Source organism: Paraglaciecola chathamensis S18K6 (assembly GCA_000314955.1).
In the GTDB taxonomy this organism is placed as follows: domain Bacteria; phylum Pseudomonadota; class Gammaproteobacteria; order Enterobacterales; family Alteromonadaceae; genus Paraglaciecola; species Paraglaciecola chathamensis.
The window spans coordinates 205145-217840 of the sequence record BAEM01000043.1 but is presented as its reverse complement, the minus strand read 5'-3'; the positions used below and the strand labels follow the sequence as shown (position 1 = coordinate 217840).

Annotated in this window: 10 protein-coding genes; 5 read left to right on the top strand and 5 right to left on the bottom strand. The window is 45.0% G+C overall.

Annotation, left to right across the window (positions count from 1 at the left end; translation table 11 throughout):
- Positions 1-64 precede the first annotated feature (64 nt).
- The gene (locus tag GCHA_RS17075) at positions 65-661 is read right to left on the bottom strand and encodes an HAD family hydrolase (protein WP_007990472.1); all 597 of its coding nucleotides are present in this window, start codon (positions 659-661) and stop codon (positions 65-67) included.
- A 333-nt stretch (positions 662-994) separates the two neighbouring features.
- Between GCHA_RS17075 and GCHA_RS17070 the strand changes: the two genes are divergently transcribed.
- The 3 genes from GCHA_RS17070 to GCHA_RS17060 all read left to right on the top strand — a co-directional run bounded on the left by GCHA_RS17070 (position 995) and on the right by GCHA_RS17060 (position 3273).
- Positions 995-1411: a hypothetical protein gene (locus tag GCHA_RS17070; RefSeq protein ID WP_007990467.1), complete on the top strand. Its 417-nt coding sequence runs from the start codon at positions 995-997 to the stop codon at positions 1409-1411.
- Between the two features lie 341 nt (positions 1412-1752).
- Complete coding sequence (locus tag GCHA_RS17065; protein ID WP_007990465.1) at positions 1753-2499, top strand: ferredoxin--NADP reductase; 747 nt, start codon at positions 1753-1755, stop codon at positions 2497-2499.
- Positions 2500-2595: 96 nt separating this feature from the next.
- Positions 2596-3273, top strand: a complete 678-nt coding sequence (locus tag GCHA_RS17060) for a spermine/spermidine synthase domain-containing protein (protein ID WP_007990462.1) — start codon at positions 2596-2598, stop codon at positions 3271-3273.
- Here the strand turns inward: GCHA_RS17060 and cysG are convergent.
- Positions 3270-4658, bottom strand: a complete 1389-nt coding sequence (gene cysG, locus GCHA_RS17055; RefSeq protein ID WP_007990460.1) for a siroheme synthase CysG — start codon at positions 4656-4658, stop codon at positions 3270-3272. The genes GCHA_RS17060 and cysG overlap by 4 nt on opposite strands.
- 230 nt (positions 4659-4888) lie before the next feature.
- Complete coding sequence (locus tag GCHA_RS17050) at positions 4889-6619, bottom strand: DEAD/DEAH box helicase (RefSeq protein WP_007990457.1); 1731 nt, start codon at positions 6617-6619, stop codon at positions 4889-4891.
- A 543-nt stretch (positions 6620-7162) separates the two neighbouring features.
- Here GCHA_RS17050 and prsT point away from each other — a divergent pair.
- Entirely contained in the window at positions 7163-9904 is a 2742-nt protein-coding gene (gene prsT / locus GCHA_RS17045) for an XrtA/PEP-CTERM system TPR-repeat protein PrsT (protein WP_007990454.1), read from the top strand.
- A 74-nt stretch (positions 9905-9978) separates the two neighbouring features.
- On the opposite strand, the gene trxC is transcribed toward prsT, so the two are convergent.
- A complete protein-coding gene (gene trxC / locus GCHA_RS17040) occupies positions 9979-10407 on the bottom strand; it encodes a thioredoxin TrxC (RefSeq protein ID WP_007990453.1) in 429 nt (142 codons plus the stop codon).
- Positions 10408-11256, bottom strand: a complete 849-nt coding sequence (locus tag GCHA_RS17035; protein ID WP_007990451.1) for an ion transporter — start codon at positions 11254-11256, stop codon at positions 10408-10410.
- A gap of 205 nt (positions 11257-11461) precedes the next feature.
- On the opposite strand from GCHA_RS17035, the gene GCHA_RS17030 reads away from it, so the two are divergent.
- Complete coding sequence (locus GCHA_RS17030; RefSeq protein WP_007990449.1) at positions 11462-12622, top strand: iron-containing alcohol dehydrogenase; 1161 nt, start codon at positions 11462-11464, stop codon at positions 12620-12622.
- Positions 12623-12696 lie beyond the last annotated feature (74 nt).

The following is a 12696-nucleotide window of genomic DNA, read 5'->3' as shown; positions in this document are numbered from 1 at the left end:
AGCTAGCGACCTTTTAGGGGCAATGAAGGTTTAATTGTTTTACAGGCGGCCGGTTATTTTTCTGCTAACCGGCGCTTACAGCCATTTCAAACTCCGCAAAATGGCTAAACACCCAATCCGCTTGATGAGCAAAACCAGGTAATGCAGTTGGTGCAAAGAGGCAGGCTAACATACCTGCATTTTTGGCCGCTTCAAGGTCATACACATAGTCACCCACATACGCTAATTGACTAGGAGGGAGCTGCCAATCTTGGGCAATAGTTAATAACGCACTGGGATCAGGTTTAGGCGGCGCGTCATGTCTAGTTAATATTGGGGAGAATAAAGTACTGTGATGCTTTAGTTTTAGCTCGGTCGCAGGCAGGCTATTGCGTGTGACGATGGCAGTGGGCAAGCCCTTGTGATGCAAGGCTCGTATAAGTTGCTCAGCGCCTTCTATCCACAATGCGTCGTGGGCATCGTTTAGCTCGTAATCCTCAACAATCTTATTCGCGCTCGCCTGCTCTTTGTTTGGCAACCCGGCAATAAACTGCAAGATATCAATTGACGCAGGGCAACTTAGTTGTGTGCGTAGATATACGAAGTCGAGCTTGGAGGTGACCAAGGTGCCATCTAAATCAAATATAAAGCCGCGGATATGGGCAAGAGGGTGTGAAGTCATAAGATTATCTTTTTTAACTGCATAGCATGGGTACCGCTGTGAACTTGGTATTCAGCATTATTAGTACGCTTGTTGAACAATATAGGGTTACTGCCATGGGGCTCATGTCATTCAACCTTATTCATTGGTTATTCATCGTGTTATTAAAAATAATTTGTTAATCGCTGTAAGAAAACACGTTTAGCTCGGTCTGGTGGTGTATCTACTTTTTGGTAGTAACCATAGCCAAACGTTAATGCAGCAGGCGTGCCGCTTATTTTAAAATTAATACGCCGATTCTAACGGCCAGCTTATCATTGTTAAGCTGAATATAGTGACAATCAAGGAGTTAACATGAGTGACGCGGTATCTAACGACGTGCGTAACCGCTTACAGTGGTCTTTATTCGCCCTACGTTTAGGGGTGTTCATCGTGATGTTTATTTGGACGTTAGACAAGTTCGTCAATCCAGGCCATAGCATTGCTATTTTTGAGAAGTTTTATTCTATTCCTGGGCTAGGTGAAACAACAGCCTACATTATGGGGACGTTGCAGCTTTTATTAGTGCTTGCATTCGTGGCGGGTATCAAAAAGCGTTTAACCTATGGAATTATTTTTATTATGCATGGCGCGTCTACCTTGTCCGCTTTTAATCAATATTTTGATGCGTTTAACCATTTGTTGTTCTTTGCTGCATGGCCCATGTGGGCAGCGTGTTTCGCACTATACCTATTACGTGACCAAGACACTAAGTTCACCTTAAGTAAGTAGTTCATTTTTATCTGGCGCTACCTAGGCTTCTGAGTCAGAAGTAGCGACTCAGAGCGTAATGATGCATTGTGTATAACCGAGGCGTTTTATACCGGTTATATGCACTGTACTTGCCGAGTTAAATCGTTATTTAAGATTTATTAACCCGCGTTTTTCCCCAATAGTTACCTTCGTTTTTATGCCATCAGAGCAATATGTATTTTAAAGTGTATGGGTAAACGCATTGCTTTTGGTCTTTGTCTAAATGTAATAGTAAGAGGGCGAGGGGAGTTTTAAAATCTCCTGCATGATGAGCGTGATCATGGTAGCGTTTCACAGCACTCTTTTTAGATGGAGGTTTTATGGCACAGTGGTTAGATGCGAAAGTGACTAAAAGAATCGATTGGAACGACCATTTGTTTAGTCTGCGTTTTCAGTGCGCTGACTTTCCTGATTATACCCCCGGACAATTTACCAAAGTGGGCATTGAGCAAGACAGTGGCGTTGTGTCACGGCCTTATTCCTTGGTGAGCCACCCGAAAGATAAAGAACTTGAAATCATGGCTGTGCCGGTTGAAGACGGTGTGTTATCGCCAAAGCTGCATGAATTGCAGGAGAATGATGACTTGAAAGTCATGGCACCAGCGACCGGTTTTTTAGTGCTCAATGAGGTGCCTGATAGCGATAATATCTGGCTAATTGGCACAGGGACGGGAATTGGACCATTTCTATCTATTTTAGCCGACTCAGAGATTTGGCTGCGCTATAAAAACGTTATTTTAGTGTACGCAGCCCGTCATCAGAATGATTTAGCCTACAGTGACTTTATTCAACAGTGCCAGAGTCAGTATGCTAGCCAATTCAGCTATGTGCCCATTGTCAGTCGAGACAAGGTTGATGGCATGTTACATGGGCGTATTCCTGCGTTATTACAATCTGGGCAAATCATGCAACAGGCGGCGCAACCCCTTGATGCCGAGCAAAGCCAAGTGATGCTGTGTGGTAACCCGCAGATGATAGAAGATGCCATGGTTGTGCTCAAAAGCATGGGGCTGAAAAAGCATTTGCGTCGTTCTCCTGGGCAAATTAGCCAAGAGCGCTACTGGTAGCTATTTTCTTCAGGTAAGCGCTGCTCAGCTAAAGCTAAACCTTAATAATGTGCTAAAGTGCGCGCCACAAAAGCTTCACACCAGATTAGGCACATTATGACTCCTTGGACTCAGCTCGATAGCGCACAGATCCCCAATAACGGCGGCGAATTAACGCTACATCAGCGCGGGAGAGCGTTTTCTATTCGCATTACGGGCAAACGCGGCGAGTTGATGAATAGTCGCGAGTTTAATTCCGAGAAAGTCTTGTCACAGGTGGGGTGCGCCCATTTAAAATCAGTGGATAACGCCAAGGTGCTGGTGGGCGGTCTGGGAATGGGCTACACCCTAAAAGCAGCGTTGAATATATTAAACGACACAGCAAGCGTGACCGTGGCTGAGCTTATCCCCGAAGTGGTAAAATGGAATCAAGGCCCGTTAGGTGAATGCGCCAAGAAACCATTAGAAGACCCTAGAACGCAGGTTCATCAAGGGGATGTGTGCGATTTACTCAATAGCAAAGTCGCTCGTTATGACGCTATCTTACTGGATATCGATAACGGCCCCGAAGGACTCACCCATACTGACAACAATTGGATTTATTCTGAGCAGGGGCTAAAGGAGATTTACCAAGTGCTTCACCCTCAGGGGGTATTGGCTATTTGGTCTGCGGGCCCAGATTATCTGTTCGAAGTGCGTTTAAAACGTATTGGCTATAAAGTGGATACCCGCACGGCCTCAGCTCGAGCGGATAAAGGCACAAAACACACTATTTTCTTGGCCAAAAAGCCTTAAGCGTCTTTGCCAAACCAGTTAAGTTTGTCTCTTAAGCTAACCACAGAGCCCACAATGATTAACGCGGGTGGCTGTATACCTGCTTCTGCTACGCGTTGCTGAATATTAGCAAGGGTGCCGGTAACGACTTTTTGCTCAGCCGTGGTAGCTGACTGCACTAGGGCTATTTCTGTGCTGTTTGGTAAGCCATGTTCGATTAGTTTTTCACAAATAACGGGTAAGCCGGTTAGCCCCATATAAAAAACGGTGGTTTGTTCCGGTTGAGCCAGCATAGGCCAGTTTAAGTTAATGCTGTTGTCACGTAGGTGGCCAGTGGCGAAAACCACAGATTTGGCATGATCTCTATGAGTCAAAGGTATGCCCGCATAACTAGCGGCACCGCTGGCAGCGGTAATTCCGGGTACAACTTGAAAGCTCACGCCTTTTTCGACTAAGGTTTCTATTTCTTCGCCACCACGACCAAAAATAAAAGGGTCACCGCCTTTTAATCGCACCACGCGATTACCTTTTAAGGCTAAATCGGCTAACAATTCGTTGATTTCTTCTTGTGGTACCGTATGTAGGCTACGCGCTTTACCCACGTAAATTTTTTCTGCGTCTCGGCGTACCAATTCCAAAATTTCTTTTGATACTAGGCGGTCGTAAACTACCACATCGGCTTTTTGCATCAAGCGTAAGGCACGAAAGGTAAGTAGGTCAGGATCGCCCGGGCCCGCGCCCACTAAGTAGACTTCGCCTTTGCCTGAGTCGTGCTCTTCAAGGGCAAGTTTATCGTGCATCATCTGCTCGGCTTTGCCCTCATTGCCTTGTAGTACTTGTTCAGCAACGTCTCCGTCGAGCACGTCTTCCCAGAAATAACGACGTTTGGTGACAGAGTTAAAGCGTGCTTTTACCGTTTCACGAAACTTTTCTGAAAACTGACCCAGTAGACTGACTTTCTGCGGAATAACCGATTCGAGCTTTTGGCGTAAATAACGTAATAGCACCGGGGCCACACCGCCACTGCTCATAGCAATAATAATGGGTGAGCGGTCAACTATTGATGGTGTAATGAATTGGCATAAGGGGGTGTTATCCACCACATTGACCAAGATGTTCAGCGCTTTGGCTTGCTGATGAATATCCACATTCAACGCACTGTCATCGGTTGCGACAAAGACTAACTGCTTAGCGTTGAGGTCGCTTTGTTGGTAAACGCGGTTGTGCAGGCTTATTTTGCCTTCTTCGGCTAAGCGTAAAACAGTGTCACATGCCCACGGGGCGACAACGGTAATCTTGGCAGAGGTTTTAAGGAGTAATTCTACCTTACGGGCAGCCACTTCCCCTGCACCGACAACGAGACAGTTCAGTTCTTTAGTATCAACAAAAATGGGGAAATATTGCATGGTGCCTGTTAATGCTCAAATTGCGAAGTATAGGTGATATTTTGCGTGTTCTTCTTAGTTAAATAAAGCATTGTAATAAGAAAAGATATTCTTTTTAGTTATGAAAAGATAAGTGTTATAGCCTCGTAACGGGCACAAAAAAAGAGGCCAGTGGCCTCTTTTCAAATTTTTCGTCTTTTTATTCTTAGCGCTAGGTTAATAGCATTAAAAAGAAAGTTAACTTAGCAACCTTATTCAGGCTTACCACGACGACGTGGAGGCTGATCTGACCATTCACGCATATTCAAACGCTGACCGGCAACACGGGTTTTTTGCAATGTATCTTGAGTTGCACGAGGCATATTCTTGGGCAAATCAACAGTACTGAAGTTATCGTAAATTTCGATAGCGCCAATATTTTTACTGCTAATGTTCGCTTCGTTTGCGATTGCGCCAACAATGTTACCTGGCTTGGCACCATGAGTGTGGCCCACTTCGATACGATAGCGCTGCATGCCTTCATCTGGCGTGCTGCTTTTACGTGAACGTTGAGGTCTATCACCGCCACGATCACCACCACGCTCACGACCACGTCCACCGCGATCGTCGCGTCCGCCACGGTCACCACGAGGAGGAGCAGCGTTAAGATCTGGTCGGTCGCCTTCTTTAAGAATAAGTGGCTCGTCACCTTGGGCGATTTTAGCTAAAGCAGCCATGATCACTTCTGGTGAAGCTTCTGTTTCTGCTTGAATTGACTCAACGATAGGGATCAATGTTTCGATGCTGCTGTCGCTGATAGCTTCAATCACGCTGCTTTTGAAACGGCTCAAACGCGTTTCGTTCAACTGCGAAATTGACGGAATAGGCATAGGATCAATTGATTGGCGAGTAGCGCGCTCAATTGAGAACAACATGCGTTTTTCACGATGTGAAATAAACAAGATTGCATCACCCTGACGACCAGCACGACCTGTACGACCAATACGGTGTACATATGACTCTGTATCATACGGCACGTCATAGTTGATTACGTGGCTAACACGCTCAACGTCAAGACCACGGGCAACTACGTCTGTTGCAACTAGGATGTCGATTTTGCCGCGCTTCAAACGCTCAACAGTACGCTCACGCGAGTTTTGTGGAATATCACCGTTGAGTGGCTCAACAGCATAACCACGAGCTGACAATTTCTCAGAAAGCTCCATGGTAGCGGTTTTGGTACGTACGAAAATAATGACCGCATCAAACTCTTCCACTTCCATAATGCGGGTAAGGGCTTCAAGTTTGTGATGACCAGCCACCTGACAGTAACGCTGTTTTATGGTGCTAGCGGTGGCAACTTTAGATTCGATTTTAACCTGTTTAGGATCGCTCAAGTAACGCTTAGTAATTTTACGGATTGGATCAGGCATGGTTGCAGAGAACAACGCAGTTTGGCGCTCTGCTGGCGCGTGGCTTAATATCCATTCAACGTCATCGATAAAGCCCATGCGTAGCATTTCATCGGCTTCATCTAATACCAAGAATTTAAGGTTATCTAGTTTTAGTGTGCCTTTTTTGATGTGGTCGATAACACGACCCGGTGTACCTACTACAACCTGCGCGCCACGACGTAATTGGCGAATTTGATTGTCATAAGATGAACCACCGTAGATAGGCAATACGTTTAGTTTACGTGAGAAGCTTGCATAAACCTGAAATGCTTCAGCTACCTGAATCGCTAATTCACGAGTCGGTGCTAATACAAGTAATTGGGTGTTGCTGTTGTTAGCATCCACATTCGCCAACATAGGTAAAGCAAATGCTGCGGTTTTACCCGTACCTGTTTGCGCTGTACCAAGAAGATCGTGACCTTCCATAATAAGCGGAATACATTGGGCTTGGATTGGGGTTGGTTTTTCGTAACCTACTTTTTCTAAAGCTTGAAGCAATTCGGCAGGTAGGTTGAGGTCTTTAAAAGTCATTTCGACAGTGTCAGTCATTAATTATCCCTAGTTAGAAGCACGCAGGATTAACTTAGATTTCACAGTCAAATTCTAAAACAAACCAGCGTGGATACACAAAAGAAGTATTATATGAGAAATTGCTTCTATACACCACGTTAGGCCGCGTTTTATTTGAACTTATCTGTATTTGTTGAATATCTCTGGTGAACTTGTTATCAAGGGGTTAATGCAATGATAATTAAGCTTTAAAAAAGCACTCAATTGTCATGAAATTAAAATAATTCTGACATGTTTCTGTGTGCCACAGATTTCAGATAGTTATTTTTAGAGTATTAAATTGCCCGTGATTTGCTGGGGCAGGATAAAATTGTTCATCAAAGGCGATTCAAGCTAAAAATATTTGAGTGACAATTGCAACGATTGTCCGTTTCACTAGACCAAGTGTTCGAGTAATATATTTTTTATAGCGTATCGATTAGCCGGAAGATATTGGAAATTCGCACTACCCGTAGCGCATTGTTGCACGCTAAAAGGCCGCGCTAAAAAGAGCGAAAAAATAGGATAAGGAAGATGCATAAAATGAAAAAAACGATAATCGCACTATCACTAGGGATGTTGATCAGTTGTGGCCAGCAAACCAGTGAAGAGCATATTCAAGCAGCGCAGAAATTCATCGCGCAAAACGATAACGCTTCAGCCATTATTTCCTTAAAAACCGCTGTGCAGCTAGCGCCGAAATCCCCTGAAGCTCGTTTTGAGTTGGGTAAAGTGTATATCGAAGAAAAGCAATTTGAGAGTGCCGAAAAAGAACTCAGTCGCGCGTTAGAATACGGTTACGATGGGGCGAAAGTACTGCCGTTGCTGACCAGAGCCTACCAGCGAACAGGCGCATATGCTGCGATCAGTGAAATGGAAGATACAAACGTTAATTTGAGCAACGAAGAAAAAGCAGAAATTGGCTTTTTTAAAGTCGTTTCCTTGGTGCGCTTGAATAAGCCTGATGATGCCAGAGCGATCATTGCTGACCAAGGTCAACTGGAAACAGACTCAGTGTTTAAGTCATTGAGCCAAGTCTACAGCGATATTCTGGATAAAGCCTACCCACTTGCTCTGCAAAATATCACTCAGTTGAAAGCTGAGCATCCTGATCATCCAGAAGTGCTTAAGTTGGCGGCACAATTACATTTAAGCCTGCAGGATCCAAAAGCGGCAGCGCAAGAATTTGACCATTATGTGTCCTTATACCCAGACGATCTACAAACCACGTTTGTTCTGGCCAAGCTTTGGGTTGATTTAGGCGAGACGGCAAAAGCAGAGCCTTATGTCGATACTCTGCTAAAGGTAAATGCTAAGAATGGTTTACTCAATCAACTTAAAGCGGCGGCACGAATAGCAGATAATGATTTCCCAGAAGCGCAAAAGTACGCTGAGCTAGGCATTCAAAATGGCGTGAACGACCCTTCGTTACGGTTAATTGCCGGATATGCTGCGTATCAGCAAAAAGACTTTGAATCTGCCCAGCAACACCTCTCTTTGGTGGCCAGCAATTTGCCCGGTAATCACCCAGGTTTGAGATTACTCGCAGCCAGTCAATTACAGTTAGGATTAAACACAGAAGCGGGCGATGTGCTGGAGCGCATTGAGCAAGTGAGCGAACAAGATGCACAATTGTTTTCCAAGGCAAGTTACGAGCTACTACGCCAAGGCAATGTAAAAGAAGCGAAAGAACTAGTGGAAAAATCCTCTGGTATCAGCACCTCAGCAGAAGATTTAACCCGTTTGGGGCTACTGAAACTTTCCCTGAATAACCTAGATGGGATAGTTAATTTAGAAGAAGCGCTGGAAAAATCTCCTGAACTGGAAAGCGCAAAGAAAACCTTAGCCACGGCCTACATAACGACCAAACAGTATGACAAAGCTATAGAGCTGTCTGAACAATGGAAGCGCGAAGATCCTAACGACATCAGCGCTTATTTACTTGCCGGAGAGGTATTTAGTAAGCAGCAAGAGCGAACCAAAGCGAAGGGGGAGTTTCAGCAGGTGCTAGAAATTGATCCTGAGCACAAAGGTGCAGCTCTGGGGTTGGTCAATATCGCTATAGCTGAAAAAGACTACAGCCAAGCACAATCTGGCTTGAGCAATTTACTCAAGCGTTACCCTGATTACACGCCTGCCTTGGCGACCTCTTATTTACTTAGTAAACAACAAGGTAAAACAGAGCAAGGAATTGAGCTCATTAAGCAAGCCGTAGCCAAGGCACCTGATAATCAACAGGTCATCATGCTTTACGCTCGCGTTTTGCTGCTTGAGCAACAATATGATTTAGCCTTGCAACAATTTACTAAAGTCGAGCAAGCGTCACCGTTACCTCCCGCTTATTGGCAGGGGAAAGGCCAAGCGCTCATTCGTTCTGGCGATATGCCAGGGGCGCAAGCGCACTATGACAAGTGGTTGAGTAAAGCACCGAACGATAAACAAGCCGTGATTGGAAAGCTTTTGTTGTTAGACAACACAGGCAAATATGCCGATGGAGTCGAACTGACTGAAGGCTTTTTAGCGCTACGAAATGATACGCAAATGCAGTTGCTACATACGCATTTCTTACTCATGAACAAAGACATGGAAGCTGGCAAAAAAGCGTATGATGCTATTCCCGCTGAGTTAAAGAAAATGCCTATCGTTAAAGGCTTTTTAGCGCGTTTATTGATTGTAGATGGCAATTTTGAACAAGCAGAGCCCAATGCGCATGCGGCCTACCTTGGGCTGCCCAATGGTCGTAATTTAGTGCTTTGGGTATTCACACTTGAGCGTTTGAATAAAAAAGATGAGGCCTTAAGTGCGATTCAAGCGCACTTAGAAAAGGCACCTAATGATGGTGCGGCACTGATGATGTTGGCTGAGCGACAAATCAATAGTGGTGATGACGAGGCTATTGCAAGCTATCAAACATTGCTGCAGAAAAATCCAAATAACTTCGTCGCGTTAAACAATTTAGCTTATTTGTATTTGCAGCAAAATAAGTTAGAAGACGCTCTGCAATATGCTGAAAAAGCGGTAAAGCAGCGCCCAGATAATGCCGCAGCCGTCGACACTTATGCACAAGTACTGGTTGCCAAAAAGGAGTACAAAAAAGCGGTGCAACAATATGATGCAGTAGTGAATGGCGATATGCAGAACGAGGAAATCTATCTAAATTACGTGGAAGCCTTGTTTTTGGATGGCAGCAACTTGTTAGCTAAGCGCAAGCTCGAGCGACGTGAAATGAAAAGCGAGGAAAACATAGCTCGCCAAGCACAGCTGAAAGCGAAATACGCTGATTAGTTTCAGTGTGTAAATACAATAAAAAAGCCCGTGACGCTCAATACGTGACGGGCTTTTTTATGCTATTGGCTAGGCTAACACTTTTGTATCGCCTGCATGATCCATTGTCTCAATTGCGCTTCACCTAAAGCACCTGACACCCTGTCTATTTCTTTGCCTTGATGAAACAAAATCAATGTTGGGATACTGCGTATCCCTGCCTCGCTGCTAATTTGCTGTGCATGTTCAGTATTTAACTGCGCCAACAGGATGCTGTCAGTCTGGCCTGCTAATTTCGCGAAGACCGGGGCAAAATTTTTGCATGGCCCGCACCAACTGGCCCAGAAATCTACCAATACAGGTAAATGGTTACGTTCAATGTACCGGTAAAACTGACCTTGAGTTAATTGACACGGTTGATGGGTGTGCAATTTCTGTTGGCATTTACCGCAATTGGCTTGAGTATGTTCTTTACTCTCAGGGATGTTATTAATGGCATAGCAATGGGGGCAAACGATATGCATCTATTTTTTCTCCTGTTTGGTGGTTTGTGCACCAAGTTGCTCAACTTGTTGTTGCAGCCCCTTGATGTGCACTAACAAGTCGCTGAGTGTGGGTTCTTCCTCCAAGTCGTGTTCCGCGGCATCTTCTTTGGCTTTTTGCTTGCGCGCCAGCTCATTTTCTTGCTCCATCACACTTACGACTATGCCAATCACCATATTTAAGAAGGCAAAGGCGGTAAAGAAAATAAAGGTTAAGTAGAAAACCCAACTCAGAGGGTAGACCTCCATGGTTTCATACATGACATCGGTCCAATCCTCAAAGGTCATCACCCTGAATAGGGTTAACAAGGAAATGGCAATATCGCCCCATAAATCAGGGTTAATATTTTCAAACAAGGTGCTACCTATTGCCGCATAGATATAGAAGATAATGAACATCAGCAGCATGACGTAGCCCAGTTGAGGTAAGGCTTTAACTAAAGACACAAGCAGAATACGTAGCTCTGGAATGATTGAAATCATCCGCAGCACGCGAAATACCCTTACCAAACGGGCGATAACGGCGAGGTCGGCATCTTCTGCCGGAATAAGACTAACGATAACGATTAACGTATCGAAAACATTCCAGAAGTTCTTAAAAAAGTCTTTTTTGCGCTCTTCGGCTAAAAAGCGAATGGTGATTTCAGTTAAGAAAAACGCACTGATAAACCAATCTAAAAATTGGGTGAGGTGATACATAGTGGGAGACATTTCATAGGTTTTTGCCCCCACTAGCAGGGCTGAAAATATGATCACCGAAATCACAAAAATCTCGAACAGTTTGTTCGAGCGAATACGAATAAATTTGGCTTGTAGGGATAACGCGTTCATGGACTCACGAAGTTAGCTAGAAAATCGACGATAGAATATTGAATTCTACACTACTGTCAATTAAGGATTGGTATACAGATGTAAGAAGTGGCGCTTTATATCTATAACAAATTTTAAGCTTGATATATCACTACGATAAAGCTTGAGAGAAAAATTTCTCTGTTAGCATCAGTATTACTCATTCGCGACCAGCACGTTGACAGAGATGCAAGAGATTAATGACTTTGAGTTTAAAACCGTAGGCGATATTCGTTTTGGGGTGAATGCGGCTTTGTCTTTACCTGCACTATTGATATCTCGCTTTGATGCGAAGTCGATTCTCGTCATTACCGATAAGGGTTTACTCAACGCAGGGGTGCTTGATGCTGTATTTGCTGAGCTGGATGTCTCTGGCGTAACATTCTCAGTGTTTGATGGTGTGCAGGCTGACCCGCCAGAAGCGGTGATATTCGCTGCTGCTGAGCAAGCGAAAAATGCCGATGTCGTCATTGGCATTGGGGGCGGCAGCTCAATGGATAGCGCCAAGCTGGCCGCAGTATTAGCGATGGAGCAACAAGCACTCACTGATATGTACGGTGTGGATTTAGTCAGATCCGAGCGTAAGCCATTGGTGCTTATTCCGACGACCGCGGGAACCGGTTCTGAAGTGACGCCTATTTCCATTGTGACCACAGGCGAGTCAACCAAAGCGGGGGTTGTCTCGCCTGTGTTGTACCCTGATGTCGCTTTACTAGACCCATGCCTTACGCTAGGTTTGCCCGCCCATATCACCGCCGAAACCGGTGTCGATGCCATGGTACATGCTATCGAAGCCTTCACTAGTAAACATAAGAAAAACCCCTTGTCGGATAACCTAGCCCTCAAAGCATTAGCACTGCTGTCTAGTCATCTGCCCGCTTGCTACGTAAACGGAAAAGATATAAATCACCGAGGCGGAACGCTTTTAGGGGCGATGCTGGCGGGGCAAGCCTTCGCAAATGCTCCCGTGGCTGCAGTGCATGCCTTGGCATATCCTTTAGGGGGAATTTATCACATGGCTCACGGACTAACGAATGCGCTTATGCTGCCGCATGTTATGAGCTTCAATTTGCCAGCGGCTGAGCGAGAGTACGCCCAACTTGCCTTGGTGGTGAATCCACAATTAGCGGATCTGTCGCAAAGCGAACAGGCGTTAGAGTTCATCGAATATATGCAGCAGTTTTGTCGTGCTTTAGGGATCACTAAGCGCTTACGTGATTACGGTATAGCGCAAGAAGCGCTAACGGCGTTAGCGAGTGAGGCAATGTTACAAACGCGGTTGTTGATGAATAACCCCCGCGAGGTCACGTTTGAAGATGCATTGGCACTATATCAGCAAGCGTGGTGAAGATAGATTTGTGTAAGCGATAGTCCGTCAGTAATTGCAATATTAAGTGTTGTACTCGCTGTAGTTACCGCACT